The following is an 18,215-nucleotide window of genomic DNA, read 5'->3' as shown; positions in this document are numbered from 1 at the left end:
AGGCCGATGTCGGCTTTGCCAAACCGGATCAGAGGAGAATCAAGATGATCAAATCCCGTGCTGCCGTGGCCTTTGAGGCGAACAAACCGCTGAAAATCGTTGAAGTGGATGTAGCACCGCCTCAAAAGGGTGAGGTGCTGATTCGCATTGTGGCAACGGGTGTTTGCCATACCGATGCTTACACGCTGTCAGGTGCTGACCCCGAAGGCTTATTTCCGACTATTTTGGGCCATGAAGGCGGTGGGATTGTCGAAGCCTTGGGGGAGGGTGTGACCGGTCTGGAAATTGGCGACCACGTGATTCCGCTGTACACCGCCGAGTGCGGCGAGTGCAAGTTCTGCACTTCTGGCAAAACCAACCTATGCGGCGCCGTGCGAGCAACGCAGGGCAAGGGCGTAATGCCCGATGGAACGTCTCGCTTCTCGTACAAAGGTGAGCCTTTGTACCACTATATGGGCTGCTCAACCTTCTCGGAATACACGGTATTACCGGAAGTGTCTCTGGCAAAAATCCCCAAGGAAGCCCCTCTGGATAAAGTGTGCTTGTTGGGTTGTGGCGTAACTACTGGCATTGGTGCGGTGTTGAATACTGCCAAGGTTGAAGAAGGCGCAACGGTTTCAATCTTTGGCTTGGGTGGTATCGGCTTGGCGGCGATCATTGGCGCCAAAATGGCAAAAACGAGCCGTATCATCGCCGTAGATATCAACCCCGGTAAGTTTGAGATTGCGCAACAGCTAGGCGCCACCGACGTGGTTAATCCAAAGGACTACGACAAACCCATTCAGGAAGTCATCGTCGATATGACAGACGGCGGCGTGGACTATTCTTTTGAGTGTGTTGGCAATGTTCAGCTTATGCGCTCGGCACTAGAGTGTTGCCACAAGGGCTGGGGTGAATCCATCATCATCGGCGTTGCCGGTGCGGGCGAAGAAATCAGCACTCGCCCGTTCCAACTGGTCACAGGCCGAGTATGGAAAGGCTCAGCGTTCGGCGGTGTAAAAGGTCGGACGGAGTTGCCGGGCTACGTGGAAAAAGCAGAGAAAGGTGAAATCCCACTGGATGTATTCATCACCCACAAAATGCCCTTGGAAGATATCAACAAGGCGTTTGAGTTGATGCATGAGGGTAAGAGTATTCGTACGGTCATTCACTTCTAAAACAAGTCCTGTTCCTTCGTACCAACATCCAACGTTGGTTGGCGAGTCGACATAGCGCCAAACCTGAGTAGCTGACATGGACCAGCTTCTCAGGTTTGCCTGCTTCGCTGCCTTTTAACTAGCCAGACGGGACACTAGGGCCTTGTGGCCTATAGCTGAGGATTAGCGGAGTTATACGAACGCATTCGTAAAACTCCCGAGTTCAACTGAGAAATGCCCGTAACTGCCTGATAGTTTGTGAAAGTAGGGGCTAGAATGGTGGAGTTATACGCCCATGAAGGGAGCAAGGGTGGCTCACTATAGGGCGCATAACTCCAGCGGTAGCTGTGGTGATGGAGCCTCAAGGTGCTGTTTTAATGATGAAAGTTTTGTATTTTGGACGCGATCCAGTAGAGTTTTACGAATGGGTGATATGCGAATGTGTTCGTATAATTAGCTGTTAGGTCATAGTATGAAGAAGCTGTTTTTTTGGTCGTTCATTCTGTTCTTCGTGTTTGCGCAGTCCTACTTTATCTATGCGCTAAACCAACCAGAGGCCGCCAAGTCATTTACGCAACTCTGGTATAGCTTTGGTGTAGAGCAGACTGCTTACTCGGAGTTTGTTTTCCGGACGATTCAGTGGTGGGTGGTATTGCCTATTCTGTGTCTCGGTTTGGCCTTTTCAGCACTGTTTCGCGCATCCAAATGGTTGCCATTCGCCGCAATTTCCATGAGCTTTGCGGGTACAGTCGCTCTTTACTGGTCTGCGTATGCGCCAGCATTGCTTGTTTACGTTTAAGGCCTAACAAGGCCATGAAGGTTGTTCCGGGCCGATGGCCCTCCACCGGACGCCCTAGTCGGGCGCCGCTTATGGCTAGCGTTAAATTTAAGGGTTCACATGAATAGAGTTATGGTTTTGTTCATCTCAGCTTCTGTCCTTCTCGTCTCTGGTTGCGGGCAGTCCGGAACGGAGGTGTCGGCGTCTGAATATGGAGGGGAATGGCCATTCACTGTTGAAGGTGGGCGGCTAGATTGTGTTCAAGGGCGTGCAGCCATATTCATAGTCGGTGACAAAAAGTATCAGCTGAATGGTTTTGCGCGAAGTAAGGGTTACCAGCCTATCAATTCTATCTGGCGTGATAACCCGGATATCCCGGGAACAAAAATCAATATTGGTGAAATGACGAAATTGGCTCTAAAACAGTGCTAATAATTTAACAAGTGCATTAAATTCGTTCCCGGCCTGACGGCCGTCCACCGGACGCCCTAGTCGGGCGCCGTTTATGCAGGCGTTATGTGATAGGGAGTTCTAATTTCTGATGTTTTATCGCTCTGAATATGAAGCCTACCAAAATTGCTATCATTTCACGGCAGCTACGAAGTATCGCAAAAGCGTATTCGATGAGCGGATTCGTAGCCGACTGGAGCAGCTTCTGACGGAAAAGGCTGAAAGCATCGATTTAAAAGTTCACGCTGTAGCAGCAGCTGTGAATCACATCCATATCCTCGTTCAGGGGGATGCTGAGCCGTCATTTATTTCACAAACCATTCTCGGCTATACATCAAGGCTGATTCGAAAGGAATTTCCCGTCCTAAAACAGTTGCACGAAAAGCAGCTCTGGGGCGGAAAGGCCTGTACAAATATCAAGGATGAAAGCCACCTGAGCAATGCTACTGACTATATTAAGCGACATGACCCGTTGGATAGCCGCGTTGAGTAATGGCATAACAATGGGCTCCAGCCGACCGGTTTTCCGCTGCCGCTCCAAACCGGCGGCTGAGCCCGGGCGTTATATTTTTCTCATGAACATGGAGAGTGCATTTGACTCAAATAAAGTTTGCAATTAAATATCATTACGGTGATGCGGAAGATGGTCGCCTTGATATGTATGATGCTGCGGTTTCCTTTCAAGGGTTTGCGAAGGCTCTCTCGATTACGGCACATGCGTTATTAAATGAAGGAGAAATACGCCGTAAAGGGCATCGTATTGAAGGTGGTGAATTATATATAAACCCATCAAGAAAAGGTAGTTTTGAGCAAATAGTAACATTTGTAGTAACTAACCAAGATGCTATTGGTGTAAGTGTTGCAGCTGCAGCGTTTTATGATCTAGTTAAATGGACATGGTCAAAAACACTGGAATTAGCCTATGAACCAGAAACTCCTCATGTACGAAAACTTGCAGAAAGAATTGAGCCGTTCATAGGAGAAATGGAGGAGGCTTTAGAAATACCACTTGAACAAGCTCAAAGGCCCATTAAAAAAAATAATGGAGTGGTGATCACTATTAAAAGGCAAAAAATTGGTGAAGTTGTAAGGCTCGACTCTGAAACTTTAGAAAAGGTATCCCTTAAAACAGATAATGACATCACAAGTAATATTAAGGGTAATGTCACTCGATATAATATTTTATCTGGCTATGGCCGTCTTTACATTGATGAGTTAGATAGAACTGTATCTTTTAAAATAGAGGAAGGCGTGAGTTCAATGCAAAAACAGCTATTAACTTGGTCTATGCATTACGCACAAGAAACGGAAGGCGGGGGGAAGCTGCTGTTTGATGCGAAATGTACAAGGACTGCAAGAGGTGTGATTAAGCGTTATCTAATTACAAATGTTTCCCAAATATAAATATAACAAGGCAATGAAAAACCGCCCACAAAAAATAGTGGGCTGGACTCGCTACGCTCGCCTTTTATTGCGGCGTTAAAAGTACACAAGGAGGTTGTTCTATGGCTGGTAATCAACTGTTTGAGCGACAGTTACGTCATTTCTCGCCCCATACCTACAATGCACTGACCAAATTGGTTATGGCCATGGCCGCAGTCACAAAAAATACCGGCAAGAAGACATTATTTGGCCGTGATAAGGGGCAGGAATCATATTCCAAATTTTTGGAAGCATTGAAAGTGAGTATCCAAGCCATGATTTTGGATAGGCTTATTCAGGAATCAACGTCGTCAGAAGAAGCCGTCAGTATTCTTGTGGGAAAACTCAAAGAGTTCGAGTTGGCTCATCCAAACTGGCAGGATGCATACGCATTTTCAGGATATTTTTTCACAAAAAATCAGGCCGATGCAGTGGTTGTAACAGAGCGACTGCGAGGAACCCCGTAAGCGGCGTACCTTTTAACCAGTCAATCAAGTTCGTTCCCGGCCTAACGGCCGTCCACCGGACGCCCCTGTCGGGCCGCCGCTTATTTTCGGCGTTAACTCGTAGATCAGCTATGAATTTGATCCTGGAAAAAACGAGCCAAGTAACATTCTTCACAAACATGCGTGAAGTCATAGAGGCGCTGGGCATCAAGTGTTCTGATTATGACTGGTACGTGAGCGATGTGGAGACCAACGGTTACCCATTTGAAGAGGGCTGGCATTCGGGTGAAGAGCTTGAATCCCGTCTCGAATGGGATGATATTCAGTTCATCTGGGCAGTGTTCAGCGCGTTTCCCAAAGGAGTTCGAGCCGAGGTACGCCAGACCCCTTATGTTGAGGGGAATTCTTTTTACTGGGATGGTTCTGAACCAAGGCCTCAGCTTGAAGGAGCGAATTTCGAAATTGCTTGTTGGGATAGCAGCGCAACCATCCTCATAGGATTGAAATCGAAGCTTGCGAAAGCTTTCAAGACAACATTCTCCGATGCCGTGGAGCTTAGGCAAGCGGTGAGACAATGAGTTAACAAAAAGCAGGCACGGCGACACCCTTTCCATTGCGCCTTCGGCTTCATTCCAAGGGTGCGCATGCTGCAAGCGTTAGAAATTCGCAGGCTGACCGGCCTTAAAGCAACATGGATCCAAATAAGGAAGTTTTGTGAAATTGGCTTTTATTCTTGGTGGAGCGTTCAAAGATGTCCTGTGGAACATTGCTCCACTCTCGAAGGCGCTGGCTCTCCCTTTTTCCGTCATTATCTTGATTAGCCTGCTGTATTTATTTGAACTCAGTCCTCTGTCTGAATTGCTTCTGATCATTTTTGGCGGGATTGTTCAGGCCGTGCTTGCTGTGGTTGTCCATCGGGTGCTGATATTGGGCAGTGGCGCGGTGCCTCAGTGGGGAATTACCAGTTTATCCAAGCGAGAGGCGTCGTTCTTTCTCCACGCTTTCTTTCTTAGCTTCTTGGCGATTCCATTCTTGCCATTGCTGTTTATTCCGGGAATCGGTTGGGTCCTATGCTTGATCGGCGCAAGCTGGCTAATGGGGAGGTTGTCACTGGCCTTGCCTGGGGTAGCGGTTGAGGGCGGAGTATTTTTCAATGAATCCTGGAAAATTACTCGTGGGTATCAAATCACTATTACACTAACGATGATTGCGGCTATAGCCGCAGCATATGGCCCCAGAGCTCTAGCGTTGCTAGGCCCCGAAATGGCTGTTCTATCAATAATTGCTGCAGGGATGGGTACGGTTCTGGCGGTTGCTGTTCTATCTCGGGCGTATCTTCTCATGGTTGACACCAATGGACCTGAGACTGGAGAAGCGAATCTCTAACAATGTGGTCAACGGGACGCCAACTACGCTGCGCTCCGTTGGCGCCCATTACCACTGGCGTTATGCGATCAACCTGACAAAGGACTACTGCTTTGCGGAAAGAGCTCAGAGAAAAGATTATCGAAGTATGTGATCTAAAAATAGAGAAAAAGGGCCCGACAGTGGGGTTGTCATTTTACGCGTTCTTCAAGAATAAAAACGATCAGCCAGAGGTTCTCATGGAAGCGGCTCGGTGGTGGATAGAAACTCACAGGTTGGATCATTTCGAAAAAGCGTTAAAGATCAAAGATATGGTTCTGGCGGGTGCATAGTCTTGCCTTCAGATCACATAGTAAACGGCTGTTGTCGCTCGGCTGGGCGCGCTGGTAGAGCTCAGCAGAAACTTACACCATATTAAGGATGAAGCGAGAAGGATATGCGATACGGAGTTCTTATTGTTGTGATTTTGTTTGGCATTTCGGGATGTAGCTCATTGGGCACCGAGCATGGAACTTACGCTCTGGAGATAGCCTCCCTCTCACAAGAAGGAAAAACGCGACACGTAAAGTTCAATATACGTACTGGCGAAACTTGGTGGGCATCGAACACAGAGTGGAGGAAGATAAAAGACCCAAGCCCAATTCCTAAATCACTTTACGATGTCAAAATAGTCTCCACTGGTGAAAGCTGGAGAGCTATTCGTATCGACAGAAATTCTGGCACTTCTTGGAAAAACAGCCGGGGAACATGGGTTAAGTTTGCTCAAATACAGTAAGCAGATGTTATCCGCTATCGCCCCTGAAGCATAAAGGTTTCGTACTCAAGTCGGTCGAATTTGCGCGACAGCATGGCCAGCCCGATTACCGAAGATAAGAGCGTAGCGCCTGCGTATCCGTAGCCGTAAAAGCTGGCGCCCAGTTCAATGGTGAGAAGCGTAAGCACGATATTACTGACAAAAAAGATCACACATAAAGAAACGTTGATGTTTCTGGCATCCAGATAAAACAAGACGTTCTGAATGGCGAGCAGAATCAGCTGCATGCTTACAGACACCAAATCGATATAGAACAGGGGCAAGTAGAGCGTGGATATCCCGATGGCGGATAGCAGTTCATCTGCCCATAGGAACAGAATAATGACGGTAAAGCTCTGAACCTTGCATATCTCGTAAATGCCGTTGCGTGCAACGCGTACCATTTCATCCCGAAAACTGTTTATCCGGGCCAGAGTGTCGCCTTGGCGCACAGCGCTGTAGAAGCGGTCGTAGGCTTCAGAAAAGTCTGTTTCCATGCGTACTAGAAACACCGCCATACCGGGGATGATCGCCAGATAGGCGAGAAAAATCGGCAGGTCGTAAATCACCGATGCCCTGAGTGTTCCGATGACGTGTTGAGAGGTGTCAGGGTGGAACCAAAAGATAAACTTATCGGCCCAAACTGCAGCGTTGAACAAGAGGCCAGTGGCGATCAATGCGGGGAAAATCTGTGCCCGGCGGGTAAAGTCGAAGCCCATGGGGGCGTCACTTGGGTACTGTCGGATGATGGTGAATAGAAAGCTGAATAATAGCAAGCCATGGCCCGTCAGCAGGCCGCCCAAAAGCCCTTCCAACCCATACTTGGCTAACAGTATAGACGCGACAATGGCGGTGAAGTAGCTCACCGCAAACAGCGCCACAATCAAGGTGTAGGACTTCATGCCTGAAAGAAAGATGGTGACTGGCCAGAGATTACACAGCACTACAAAATTGGCCAGCATCAGAAGCTTGTATACAACGGAGGTGCCGGGCAGCAGAAAAAGCGCTGCCGGTAGGCCGCAGGCCAGCGCCAGTAGGGTGGAAAACCAGAGCACGCCCATCAGGTTGGGCAGAATCAGCAGCTTACGTTTTTCATAGAGCCGGTCTGCAACCCAGCGCGTAAATACGTGTTGAAACAGCCCCGACAGCGTTAGGGAAATGGCCATCAGATAGGTTACGGAAACCAGAAACTGAATGATCTCTCGTTCGGGAACCGACAGGTTGATACTGATAATACCAATCAGCATGACCCCGAGTACCGACAGCACCCAGGGCCCGGAGCTGATGATGCTGGCGAGGCCGTAGGCGCCGATCAGGCTGCTCAGGTTGTCGCGTTTGAGGATGCGCCTGAGTTCAAATCCAATGCCTGCCATTAGTCTGTCTGGCTCCCGCTGGCTATGGCTGTGTCGTAAATGTTGCGATAGGAATCAAACATGGCGTCCAGAGTGTAGTAGCGTTTCACCCGTGCCAGCCCCGCCTCACTCGCTTGCTGCCAGCGCTTCTCGTCCAGTAACAGCCGGATAGCTTCCCTTGCGGTCGCCTCCGGGTCGGCAATGGGAACCACGGCACCACTGCGGCCCAGACTTTGGTCTTCTGAGGTGCCGCCCTCAATAAGCTCGCGACAGGCGCCAACGTCTGTGGCCAAACACGGCAGCCCTGCGGCGTGGGCTTCCAGAATAACCAGCGGTAAGGCTTCGGAGATTGACGTTAGCACCATCAGCCCAAGTTGCGGCAGTATGTCTTTCACGTTGCGAAAACCCAAAAACTTCACGCAGTCTTGCAGGCCCAGACTGCTGACGAGTTCTTTGCACTCGGTCACGTAGGCCGGGTCTTCGTCCTCCGGGCCGACAATCCAACCTTCGACATTCGGAACCACCTCGTACACCGAACGCATGGCCCTTATGAAGGTTTTTATGTCTTTAATAGGCACTACCCTGCCCACAAGGCCCATTACCATGGGTGCTGCCTCAGGCCTCGCGGCGAGTGCGCCTTCGAACTGCTCCGGGCTGATGCCGTTCGGGATAATGTGGGTTCGTTCCGGCACGGCGCCGTCCGCCAGCTGTCTCTGCTGATTGCCGAGGTAGAGGGAAATGATCGGGTCTGCCTGCTGGTACGTTAGCCTGCCCATGGTCTCAAAAAAACGAATCCACAACTGCCGGATATAGCCGAGTTGGTCGTTGAGATTGGCACTTACTTGATCGCTGGCTTCACGTATCCATTCGGCTTGGGAAAGATCGATTTTACGTTCTTTCGTGTATATGCCGTGTTCCGTGAGAATAAAAGGCAGATCGCGCAAATCTTTTAGCATGGCGCCCAGAAGCCCGGCGTAGCCTGTAGAAATGGAGTGTACCGCCCGGGTTTTCGGAATGTTTTGCGCGATGTCTGCAAGCATGAACAGAGGCGCGTGCATGATCCGTATGGTCCAGAAGTAGTCCACGAAGGATGGCTCAGTGCAGTAATTTCGGTAACTTTCGTCAATCATCTGCCAACTTTCTTCGCTGTACAGAAAGTCTTCTTTGTTGATGCCGCCTTTGCGCCCAAGGTCCCGTAATGCTTGGCTGAGCACACCTTCTGGTACAGGTTTATTGCTGCGGAACTGGTCATGCAAGGTGCGCTGGGTCTCGAAGGCTCGGCGACTACCTTTGCTGGGCTTTGGCTTGGTGTCGTCAAGGTTGTCCATCAGGTAATGGCACTCAAGGTGCACAACATTGTCCGGCAAGGTGTATTGCTGCTTGCCATAGTGGCTGCGATCGCCACCCAGAAAGATCAGTGAAAAACGGAACTGGGGCAGACCGGTGATAATTTGGTGCACCCAGGATGAAACACCTCCGCGGATAAACGGATAGGTGCCTTCCAGCAGCAGTGTGATATCGGCTATGGGAGCTTCTTGCTTGGGCGTGCGGCGGATCATAGCCAGCCCTCCATCAGGTTTTTGACCACAGGCGCGGGCCTAAACCGCGAACAATTGGCGAGGTGAAAGCGCACTTTGCGGTAGTCCCTTGCGAGAAAAGCAATCTCTGCCTGATAGGGGAAAATTAATTCAGGCGGTGCGCCGTTGGCAAGCGCCGCTTCAAAAGCACGGCTGGCGGCTGTGGTGTGGTTCAGTGCCAGCTCTACCCGGCCCAAAAGCCGCCAGTCGTTGTGCTGGGATATTGCGCCAGTTAGCTCCGCCAAAATCGTTCTGGCGTTTTCCAGATAGTATTGCCGCAGACCGCCCTGTGCCAGACCGAGGTAGGCCATTTCCCACCAAGTATGGGCCAGCCGACGCTTTAGCCGGTTTCGATCAGGGTGTTGCTGTTGCTCTAGAAGTTTTTGCAGGCTTTGAGCACGGGATGCCAAGCGCTTCTCCTGCTGTTCCAACATGGAGTAGGCCAGTAAGCGCACGTCGTCGGAAGGGTCTTTGAGTGCTTCTTGTAGGATGTTGATGGCTTCACGGTCGATAAGCTGGCGGGAGGCCAGCAGGGCTTTCAAGCGCCGCTCCGGAGCATGGGCCTCTCGAAGCACCTCTCGCAAACCGCCTTCGCTGAAAATCATTTGCTGGCTCATGTCCACCGGGCTGAAAGGCAAATCAGGTATGGCCGTTTCTTGCCAAGGGGTGTTGTGTTCCGAGCGAGGCAAGTGCAGTGGCAGGAGCATACCTGCAAACACTCCGATGCTCCCGATCACCGGAATAGCAAACTGCAGAGTAAATAAAAGCAGGGCAGCCTGGAATCCCTTGCGGCGGTAGCTGGCAGGCAGCAGTGGTAGGCTCAAAAGCGTGAACACCAAGCAAGCCAGTGCATGAATTGAGAGAAAGGTCAGAAACGCAATGGCAGGCGGCAGGTCTGCGAAAAGCGATGCGATGCTGCCTGCTTCCAGTGCTAGACCCAGTGAGATCAGCCAGGCGTTCATGCAGGTTCCTTTCGGATTCTTTCAAACCACTGGGCTATGTCTGTTGTGCCGCTGATTTGCTGTTGCCGGATGTGTGCCAAAGCCTCCAGCGACTGCCCAGTTTGTTGGCGGATATCGTCTGCAAGCCTTTGCACATAAGCCGCGCAGCCCAGTTCGTCCGTGAGCGGCATTAATATGGCCACTTGTGTCTCTGAAGCGTCGGGTGGGTAGGCTATAACATCGAGCCCCCGGCGCATCTGTTGCATCCGCTCGATTACGCGAACCGCATCTGCCGCCTCCTTAAACGATAGGTGTACAAGGGAGCCGGGTAGTGCGTGGTTCTGGGCATCAGATATGACCCGTGCAAGCTGGAATTTAAATTGGCGCCATTCCGGTGCAGACTGCTGTTGTACTTTTGTTTGTTCCTGAATCATATCTGCCATGTGCCCTGCCAAAATAGCCAATAGGCGCAAGGTTTTTGGCTGAAAGCTGAAAAAAGGCATGGCTTCTACGGCAATCATGCCGATGATGATTCCGGTGGAATCAATGAGTGGCAGAGCCAGCAAAAGTTTGGTTTTCAGTTCGTTCCGGTTGTCGCGATATTCCGTGTGCACCGAAACCAGTGTTTGCTCTTGTAGGGCATGAGTTAGCAGGGGGTCATCTGTTTCTATGGGTTGGAAGTTACCGATGCTGGTCAGCGGCGTCTCCGCCAGTTGACCCTCTTCAACCGCGTATATAGCAGCAATCTGTAATTGGCCGTAGCGCACCATAAGACGCATTATCAGCTCGCTGGTTTCCCGGTTGAGTCCGCTACCTTGGGCATGGGATATTTCGCTGTACAGGCGCCTTAGGGCTTCGCGTAGGCTGCTGGAACTGCCAGCCAGTTGTTGCTCTAGGCGGTCGTGGGACACTTTCAGTAGATAGAAATTGCGTGTGAACTCTTCTAACCGCGTATGCCGGTATTGGTTCGCAGCTACCAGTTTTTCGATGCGGCGATCCCAGTAGTCACGAAATTCCCCCGCAAGTAGGCCGATTGCCATCACGCCCAAGCCCCATACGTAGGGTAACTGATCCCCGGGCAACAGCTCTGCCCGCAGAAGCAGGCCCGCGGTTGCGAGTATGACAGTGGAGGAGACAAGCGCCATGAAAAAGCCGTATCTCAAGCCTGCAAGCAGGGTGACCAGTGCTGGCCATGGAAATACGTCACTGACAAACAGAGGATCGTCCGGTCGGTTCCAGAAACCCAAAGCGATGAACAGCACTGTGATGGCGATGGTTTCAAACCACTTCAGCCAAATGGGTGACTGCTTGCTGGCTAGAGCCGGATCACTGGATACGTCGGGTGTTTTCATAATGCCTTAGCGCGCGGAGTTGGTTACAGGCAATGCGTCCAGCAGATCATCTAAGACCTTGTGCCCGGCAACGGTAACGCCTTCACTGCCCCAACCTGTACGGGCGCCTGTGGCAGACCAAAGCACCGAGTTGTCATCGGCGTTGCGGAATTCCAGAGTGATACCGACAGCCGGTTCACCGTCTAACCCGGATTTGTAACGCCACTCGTCAACAGTGCCCGATACGATAATGTCTGCGCCGTCTGACTGCGCGGCAGCGATCGCGTCTTGCTGTCTGGCTCGGTTATCGTAGATCAGAGGGTTGTCATCTGCGGGTAGGTAAAGCTCCACCTCGGCCGCACCTCTCGCCCGCAACAGCGCACTGAGGATGCTGGCGGCTTGGTCGCCAGCCTGCGGTGTTTGCGACAGGTTGCCCAGCGGGATAACCGCAAATCGGCTGTTCAAGTCTACAGGCTCAGACGCTTGCTGGCTTTGCATGACGGAGCAACCGGCCAGAAAGGCCAGTGTCAGCACCAGTGTCACGGATCGGATGAGCATGATGAAAACTCCTGTTAGTGGCCCAAATAAAGGGTATACGTTAATTTGGCATCTGCACGGGACTGACCGTCCAGACTGTCGGTGCTATAGCCAGCAGAAAACGCCAGCTCATCATCACCCGCAATACGCCAGCCGAGGCCCATGCGGGCGCCAAAGTCGAAGCTTGAGGTGGATAATACATAACCGCTGTCCAGTGAGAAAAACAATCGTGGCGATGGAGCGGTTCGGTTCAGGGCCTGAGGCTCCCCATGGGACCACTGGGATGTGAGCCCGATGCGCCGATAATCATCGGTTAATAGCCCGTCGGGTGCTAATGGTACGCTCAGTTTGGCAAGGGTGCCGGCGCTTAGGCTGTTGCTCAAATTCAGCTGGCGGCTTTGATACCCGAGTGAAATCCGCCAAGCCGGGTCGTTTCTGAGCAGGCTGTAAGTAGCAAGCAGGTCGGTGTTGTAGCCAGTGCCAATCTCGCCGCCGAAGGCTTCATCTACAGAGATGTAGTCAACATCACCGGTAAGCTCCAGCCTTGGCCAAGGAGCGTAACTGCCAGAAACTGAGGCCCGGTTAGCCGATGTTAACCACCAGGCTTCGGCACTGTTGGTTACACGTTCGTTGACCGCCAGACCGGCGCCCAGAGTAAAACGGTCCGAGGGCTGGGTTGTAAGCTCAAAAACGGCCGACAGCTGGTCGCCACTGGCAAGGCGATAAGTGCTCAGTTCGGTGCTCAATAGAAGGTTCTGATTGTTGGTCTGCCACTGCAGGCGACCACTTTCTGTCGGTTCAGGGCGTGCTAGCAGTAAGCCTTGGTTTTGAGCGCTGGTATGCTCTGCGGAAAAGAGCCAGCGGTAGCGGTCGTGGCTGAATTGTCCGGTCACCCCGGCTGTGTGTACTGAGAAACCGCCAAGATCGAGTATTTGTGCGCTTGCTTGCACTGCTCGGTTATCAAATCGGTAAAGGGGCCCTACGGGTTCTTGAATGGGATCCCTCAGAACACTGTTTAGCTGGGTAAGGACCTCTGGATCTGGCTTCTCCAGCTTCCTGGTGATGAGGACTGCGTATTGCCGCAGTGCCTCTGCCTCGGCTTCAGACCGCGCGCCATTATTGCGGGCATAGTCAGACAGCGAAAGCAATTGCGAGGGGTCGCCGCTGAGCTCCTTGCGAGCTTCTGCTAGCCAGGCCTCGGCCAATTCCGGTTCATTCAGTGCAAGGTGTCCATATATCTGCAGCGGATAGGTGTCTGCGGAGTGGTAGTCGGCCAGTGTGGCTAGAATTTGCGGTAGTTGGCCAGGCAGCAGGCTGGGTTGGCTCAGTAAAAACCAACCCCAGTTAATCAGCAGGCTGCTGTTATCCGGTGCCAGCGTGGCGGCTGCTAAAAACGCTTTTTGGGCGGCCTCGGGCTTGTTGTGGGCTTGGTGCAACCTTGCTGTCAGTACCCAAAATCGGGGGTCGTTCGAGGCTTGAGAAAATGTGCTATCCCATTGCGCGAGCGATTCGGCCAGCTCATCCCAGAGGTTCAGAGAATTCTGCAGCTCTGCCATGGTGATGAGGTAGCGCAACTCTCCGGTCTCGCGATATTGCTGGCGGCTCAAAGCAAGGGATTCGTCGGGCGAGCCAAATTGCCAAGAGAGTGTGATTACGCGATCTCTGAGTTCTTCGGGTATCTCATCAACAGGCTGTTTGGCGGTGCGTTCATAGAACTGTTTGAGTAGTTCTTTTCGGTTCAGCATGATGGCTAGGTCCAAACGCATGGCCTCGGCTTCTTGCGCCAGCTCCGGATTTTTCGGTGTAAATCCCAGCACAGTCAGTGCCGATTCCGGATCCCGCGTGCGCCAATGCAAATTGGCAAGCCGTATCTTTTCCTCGTCTGTCAGGGAGGGTGCTGCTTGCAGCAAACTGATGGCGTCTTCCAAACGACGACTGTTCACAAGCAATACAAATCGGCGCTGTCGCAAGGCAGCGTTTTCGGGGAAGCGGGCGATTCCTTGTGTTAGGTACTCATCTGCATCGCTCATTTCACCGGTACTAATGAGCGCATCAGTAAGCTGGTTATAGCCTTCAGGACCCAGTTGCTTGCGGGCGGCGCGAACTTTAAGCAGCTCGACGAGCGTTGGCCACCGGAACAGGCCGCTAGCCAGATTGCTGGCCCGCTCATAGGCAATTGAAGATGTGATTTCCGGAGGCTGGTTAAGAAACAGGTCGCGCCAATAGCCCAGAGCTTCGGACGGCATGTTGTTCCATTCATATACCCGGGCAATGCGTTCCTTATCGGTTCTGGCCAAAGCCCGGCCATTGTTTTCCATGCGCTTGATGGTGGTCAGAGCCTCGCGGATGTCGCCCCGCCCTAACTGCAGCATCAGGAATCGACGCTGCACATCCATGTCACCGGGTTCTTTCTGCGCTAGTAAATCAAGCCAGTTTGCATTGACTTCGGGATCGCCCGCAAGGTCGGCAAGGCGTATGCCTTCGCGCAACTGTTGCGAGCTCAGGTTGGTGCCTTCGTGAGTTGCTTGAAACAGCTCTAGAGCTTTGCCTGCGTTTCCTGTAGCTAGATCCAGCCGAATCAGGTTGCGGATAAATGCGCTTTCTTCGTCGCTTGGAACCAGCGGTAAGATGGTTTCAAGGGTGTCTTTCGCGTTGTTCGGGCTGCCGGTGCCTTCCTGAAGGTTCGCAAGATCCTGTCCTAGCCGGAATCGGGCAGTGCCGCTAGCCTGTTCAAAGAGTTGCTGGCGCACAGCCAACTGTTCCTCAACGGAAAGCAGCGGCAGCACGTTGGCGGCAAGCGCCCGCTTCTCGGCAATCGAGTAATCCTGATTAAAGGCCTGCTTAAGTGTAGACGCAAGCTGGTCCCGAAGCTGCGATCGGCCCGCATCGGTCTCGGCGCGGAAAAACTCACCCCGGAGAAGCTCCGTTTGGGTGGACATAGCTTGGAGTGGAATCTGGGCGTTATCGAGCAAAGGTGCCAGTGTGTTCATGGCTTTGGCAGGTTGACCGGCTTTTTGCTGCATCTTGCTGAGGTTGAGGCGCAGTTTTTGGTTGCCTGCATCGGATCTCAGTAGCGTTTCGAGATAAGCCAGAGAAATGCTGTCGGGAGCCTCAAGGTAACGGGGGTCCTCGAAGACAGCCTGCCGTGGAAATAACAGGTATAAGGCCACCAAAAGCAGGCCAGCCAGCGCCAGCAAAGCTGGAAGGCTAAAAAAGGCAGGCTTGCGGTGGCGCATGAATCAGTGGCACTCCAGCTCAAAACGGCCACGGCTTTGTTCCGAAGCATGGAAGAGAAGACGTTTGTTGGAGTCTTTAGCAATTGACAGTTGCTGACTTTTCACAGAGCAGCGAGATGTACCCGACAGGGTAAAGTCCAGTGGTTGATACCCTTCAAACTCCAAGGTTATGTGCCAGAGGTTGTTCCTCTTCTTGCGTTGCCATTGTACGATTTTCGCATTTGCAGAATCCAGCACAGGCCCGATGACAGGGTCGGGGGAAAGAACCAGCAAGGGATCATCTCCTACGAGGTGAACGAAGCGCAGCTTGCCCGCGTCATGAAAGCCAGCGACGCCACGGCTGAGTGACATATCCGGGTACTGGTTCTGACTGATGCGCACCGTTGAAGGCGGGCGTATACCGCGCCAACGAAAGCTGTGTGCATCAGGCCTCAGGAGAACCGAATAGTATTGTGCCTGCACCCGCTTGGCGTAGTCACTTAAATACAAAGGGGTTACAGGTTGGGAAAGTGCATAGGTGTAGACCTCTTCCAGTGCCTTGAGCGCTTCGGGTTTGGTGCCGGAATAAAAGTGGTAATAGATGCTGATGGGTTTCAGGCGGTTGTTGGCCTCCAAAATCCGGAAGGTCTCAATAACGTTGCGGAAACCGTAAAATGGGCCAGTCCACAGATCTGTGTACACGTTTTCATTCATTACGGCGGCATAGACCTGCAACTCGTCACCCACAGGGTTCGCATCGGGCCAAACACCAGCCAATTCGGAATCGTAAGGCAGTGGGTGGGTATCGCCCCCGTTCACGTTGAGTAATCCCATTTCGCGGGTAATTCTCAGTGCTTCGGGCCCTGGGCGGGCATCTCCGGTCCAAAGAAACATAGACACGGGTTTATCATCGGGTGCTAAACGTTCGTTCATGTAACTGACCGAGTCGCGAATTTCCCGAACCAGAGACGGGGTGTATCCGGGTATATTCATTGAGTATCCGTAGAGGGTGTCCTCCGGATTCGGGGCGCTTCCCGGTCCGCCTTCAATCATGCGCCAGAAAAAAGGATGGCTGTATGAATGGGAAGCAACTTCCACGTTGTCCATACGGAAAATAGAGCGGGCACTTGCTTCTGCCTCTTGGCTGATGTCTGGATATAGGCCCTCCGGCGATGTTTCCGCTTCAATCACTGAAACGGTATGGGGAATATCGAAGACCTTGAGAATACGCTGCGCAATAGCGTCTGAACCCAGCGGGCTACCGGGCAGTTCGGCCCGGGACACCAAGCCATCGCCGTCAATATGCGCAGTCAGTATACGCCTGCCACTTTCGGTGGTGCTGTCGATTGCCGGAAATGCTGACAGTTTAAGAGCCTGTTTCAGAAACTCGAAAGGGTCGAAAAGCCAGAATGCCTCATCCTCCGGGCCTCGTTCAAAAATGAACGGTGAAACGGCCACGCCGCCTTCAGAGTGGGTATAAACCAGGCTGAAACGGGTGCCGGTTATATCTGTTGCGCTAAGCCAGTAGTCAGCAGGGGATGCTTGCGGCAATGGTCCTGTAACCGCTGTAGGTAAACGTTTGCTTTCAAAGTTGCCCATAGAGGCATGTTTGGGTGAGGTTTCGAGATCTCCGGTTGGCAAAGCCACACGCTGGCTTTGCATTAGATTTCGACATTGAGAGTTTGTTGGCGTAAGCCCGAAAGTAACTACCGGCAGTTCTGACGATTGCCACCTGCTGAGCCAGCGGCAGAAACCGGTTTTTTTAGCGTTGGCTTCCCACCAGACCACTATGCCTGCGTAGCGATCATTCAAAGGTTCTTGCAAAAAAGGCTGCAGGGTTGAGCGGTAGACAGGTACGAGCCCAAGCCGTTCTAGCAGAATGCCAAGGCGCCGGTGGGCGGCGCTTTTATCAACCTGATGTTGTGGCAGGTCATGGAACACCAAAACATGCCGCTTATGAACTGGCGGTTGTGTGGGGCCAAGTCGGTTCAGGTCGTGATCGGAAACATAAGGAATGAAACCCTCCTGCGCGAGCACTTGAGACTGCTCTTGGGTGTCGTCCATGTTTTTCGCGTAGTCGATGGCAATGATAGGGGTATCCGGGTGCAGTTCGCGCCAGTGGGCAAGCTGGCCGGAGAGCCATTCACGGCTCTCGTCAGGAACACTGTGGTAGCGACGGCCGCCAGCTTCATAGCCGTGGCGCCATGACTCGAACGCTAATGCATCCACTAGCTTATGGGCAGATTCGGGCAAGTGGAAACCACGGTTGATGATGATGCGGCTTTGTGGGAAACGGTTACGAATATCCGCGATCAGCAGCCCTTGAGACTGGGCAAAAGCTTGTTGGTTTTCTTTGCCTTCAGGTGTAAGAAGGTGGCTGTCTAGGGTATCCAGAAAAACGCCTCGAAACCCGCGGGCCATTTCCGGAGCGATTAACTGCTCCATCATGAAATTCCGAACATCGGCCCGGCGTATATCCAAAACCTCACTCTTCCATGCTTTGTTCTCCCCCAGCACCCAGTCGCTTTGTAGGCTTTTAGCTGCTTGGTGCGACCGGGCCATTTCTCCGGCACTCAGGTATACGAGCGGGAGGGTTTGGCCTTGGTTCAATAGGTCGAGGCGGGCATTCGAGGTTTGGTCTGCTTGCAACACTAGCCAGTCGTAAGCATAGAGGCTGCCTATCGGCGCTTCGTTGCCGTAATAAAAGCCGACGTTGCGGGGAGATGCTGATTGTTGTGTGCCTTCAGCCAGCACAGAGGCGGACAAAAGGAGCAGTACACTGAGCAGAAGGTGTCGGATCATGTGGGCAGATGCTGCAAAAAATGTGTTGGAATTCCACATTGTAACGCAAACTGAAACCAGTGACTTGCCT

Annotated in this window: 16 protein-coding genes; 9 read left to right on the top strand and 7 right to left on the bottom strand. The window is 52.2% G+C overall.

The features are described from left to right. Window positions 1–44 precede the first annotated feature (44 nt). The 9 genes from KO508_RS01490 (at window position 45) to KO508_RS18775 (ending at window position 5,929) form a co-directional block, all read left to right on the top strand. Window positions 45–1,157: an S-(hydroxymethyl)glutathione dehydrogenase/class III alcohol dehydrogenase gene (locus KO508_RS01490; protein WP_216006577.1), complete on the top strand. Its 1,113-nt coding sequence runs from the start codon at window positions 45–47 to the stop codon at window positions 1,155–1,157. 451 nt (window positions 1,158–1,608) lie between these two features. Then, window positions 1,609–1,935 (top strand): hypothetical protein, encoded by a 327-nt coding sequence (locus KO508_RS01485; protein WP_088557788.1) that lies wholly within the window; start codon window positions 1,609–1,611, stop codon window positions 1,933–1,935. Between the two features lie 99 nt (window positions 1,936–2,034). Then, a complete protein-coding gene (locus KO508_RS19015) occupies window positions 2,035–2,346 on the top strand; it encodes a DUF2511 domain-containing protein (protein WP_216006576.1) in 312 nt (103 codons plus the stop codon). 109 nt (window positions 2,347–2,455) lie between these two features. Beyond that, entirely contained in the window at window positions 2,456–2,857 is a 402-nt protein-coding gene (tnpA, locus tag KO508_RS01475; RefSeq protein ID WP_216006575.1) for an IS200/IS605 family transposase, read from the top strand. A gap of 101 nt (window positions 2,858–2,958) precedes the next feature. Next, window positions 2,959–3,768 carry a hypothetical protein gene (locus KO508_RS01470; RefSeq protein WP_216006574.1) on the top strand — a complete coding sequence of 270 codons (810 nt, stop codon included), beginning with the start codon at window positions 2,959–2,961 and terminating at the stop codon, window positions 3,766–3,768. Between the two features lie 101 nt (window positions 3,769–3,869). Further along, window positions 3,870–4,253 (top strand): hypothetical protein, encoded by a 384-nt coding sequence (locus KO508_RS01465; RefSeq protein WP_216006573.1) that lies wholly within the window; start codon window positions 3,870–3,872, stop codon window positions 4,251–4,253. Window positions 4,254–4,363: 110 nt separating this feature from the next. After that, complete coding sequence (locus tag KO508_RS01460; protein ID WP_216006572.1) at window positions 4,364–4,810, top strand: hypothetical protein; 447 nt, start codon at window positions 4,364–4,366, stop codon at window positions 4,808–4,810. Between the two features lie 136 nt (window positions 4,811–4,946). After that, window positions 4,947–5,618 carry a hypothetical protein gene (locus KO508_RS01455; protein ID WP_216006571.1) on the top strand — a complete coding sequence of 224 codons (672 nt, stop codon included), beginning with the start codon at window positions 4,947–4,949 and terminating at the stop codon, window positions 5,616–5,618. 92 nt (window positions 5,619–5,710) lie between these two features. Further along, window positions 5,711–5,929 carry a DUF6500 family protein gene (locus KO508_RS18775; protein WP_289851816.1) on the top strand — a complete coding sequence of 73 codons (219 nt, stop codon included), beginning with the start codon at window positions 5,711–5,713 and terminating at the stop codon, window positions 5,927–5,929. A gap of 457 nt (window positions 5,930–6,386) precedes the next feature. On the opposite strand, the gene pelG is transcribed toward KO508_RS18775, so the two are convergent. The 7 genes from pelG to KO508_RS01420 are packed head-to-tail and all read right to left on the bottom strand — an operon-like array spanning window position 6,387 to window position 18,145. Continuing rightward, the gene (gene pelG / locus KO508_RS01450; protein WP_216006570.1) at window positions 6,387–7,763 is read right to left on the bottom strand and encodes an exopolysaccharide Pel transporter PelG; all 1,377 of its coding nucleotides are present in this window, start codon (window positions 7,761–7,763) and stop codon (window positions 6,387–6,389) included. Continuing rightward, window positions 7,763–9,301, bottom strand: coding sequence for a GT4 family glycosyltransferase PelF (gene pelF, locus KO508_RS01445; RefSeq protein ID WP_252737755.1), 1,539 nt, complete (start codon window positions 9,299–9,301; stop codon window positions 7,763–7,765). Before pelF ends, pelG begins: the two co-directional genes overlap by 1 nt. Then, window positions 9,298–10,281, bottom strand: a complete 984-nt coding sequence (locus KO508_RS01440) for a polysaccharide biosynthesis protein (protein ID WP_216006569.1) — start codon at window positions 10,279–10,281, stop codon at window positions 9,298–9,300. Before KO508_RS01440 ends, pelF begins: the two co-directional genes overlap by 4 nt. Then, entirely contained in the window at window positions 10,278–11,612 is a 1,335-nt protein-coding gene (locus KO508_RS01435; protein ID WP_216006568.1) for a PelD GGDEF domain-containing protein, read from the bottom strand. The genes KO508_RS01440 and KO508_RS01435 overlap by 4 nt, the downstream gene beginning before the upstream one ends. A gap of 6 nt (window positions 11,613–11,618) precedes the next feature. Further along, complete coding sequence (locus KO508_RS01430) at window positions 11,619–12,149, bottom strand: hypothetical protein (RefSeq protein ID WP_216006567.1); 531 nt, start codon at window positions 12,147–12,149, stop codon at window positions 11,619–11,621. A gap of 14 nt (window positions 12,150–12,163) precedes the next feature. Beyond that, on the bottom strand, window positions 12,164–15,364 hold the full coding sequence (locus KO508_RS01425; protein ID WP_216006566.1) for a tetratricopeptide repeat protein: 3,201 nt from the start codon (window positions 15,362–15,364) through the stop codon (window positions 12,164–12,166). A 3-nt stretch (window positions 15,365–15,367) separates the two neighbouring features. Next, a complete protein-coding gene (locus KO508_RS01420; protein WP_216006565.1) occupies window positions 15,368–18,145 on the bottom strand; it encodes an endo alpha-1,4 polygalactosaminidase in 2,778 nt (925 codons plus the stop codon). Window positions 18,146–18,215 lie beyond the last annotated feature (70 nt).

This window comes from Marinobacter salexigens (assembly GCF_018860765.1).
Classification (GTDB): Bacteria; Pseudomonadota; Gammaproteobacteria; order Pseudomonadales; family Oleiphilaceae; genus Marinobacter; species Marinobacter salexigens_A.
Note: the sequence above shows the minus strand (reverse complement) of the source record. Positions and strands in the feature narration are given on the sequence as shown.

What these genes read in the sequence shown, in the direction of transcription:
- KO508_RS01490 (WP_216006577.1), top strand. Translation starts at nt 45, where the DNA reads ATGATCAAATCCCGTGCTGCCGTGGCCTTTGAGGCGAACAAACCGCTG.
- KO508_RS01485 (WP_088557788.1), top strand. Translation starts at nt 1,609, where the DNA reads ATGAAGAAGCTGTTTTTTTGGTCGTTCATTCTGTTCTTCGTGTTTGCG.
- KO508_RS19015 (WP_216006576.1), top strand. Translation starts at nt 2,035, where the DNA reads ATGAATAGAGTTATGGTTTTGTTCATCTCAGCTTCTGTCCTTCTCGTC.
- tnpA (WP_216006575.1), top strand. Translation starts at nt 2,456, where the DNA reads ATGTTTTATCGCTCTGAATATGAAGCCTACCAAAATTGCTATCATTTC.
- KO508_RS01465 (WP_216006573.1), top strand. Translation starts at nt 3,870, where the DNA reads ATGGCTGGTAATCAACTGTTTGAGCGACAGTTACGTCATTTCTCGCCC.
- KO508_RS01460 (WP_216006572.1), top strand. Translation starts at nt 4,364, where the DNA reads ATGAATTTGATCCTGGAAAAAACGAGCCAAGTAACATTCTTCACAAAC.
- pelG (WP_216006570.1), bottom strand. Translation starts at nt 7,763, where the DNA reads ATGGCAGGCATTGGATTTGAACTCAGGCGCATCCTCAAACGCGACAAC.
- pelF (WP_252737755.1), bottom strand. Translation starts at nt 9,301, where the DNA reads ATGATCCGCCGCACGCCCAAGCAAGAAGCTCCCATAGCCGATATCACA.
- KO508_RS01440 (WP_216006569.1), bottom strand. Translation starts at nt 10,281, where the DNA reads ATGAACGCCTGGCTGATCTCACTGGGTCTAGCACTGGAAGCAGGCAGC.
- KO508_RS01435 (WP_216006568.1), bottom strand. Translation starts at nt 11,612, where the DNA reads ATGAAAACACCCGACGTATCCAGTGATCCGGCTCTAGCCAGCAAGCAG.
- KO508_RS01430 (WP_216006567.1), bottom strand. Translation starts at nt 12,149, where the DNA reads ATGCTCATCCGATCCGTGACACTGGTGCTGACACTGGCCTTTCTGGCC.
- KO508_RS01425 (WP_216006566.1), bottom strand. Translation starts at nt 15,364, where the DNA reads ATGCGCCACCGCAAGCCTGCCTTTTTTAGCCTTCCAGCTTTGCTGGCG.
- KO508_RS01420 (WP_216006565.1), bottom strand. Translation starts at nt 18,145, where the DNA reads ATGATCCGACACCTTCTGCTCAGTGTACTGCTCCTTTTGTCCGCCTCT.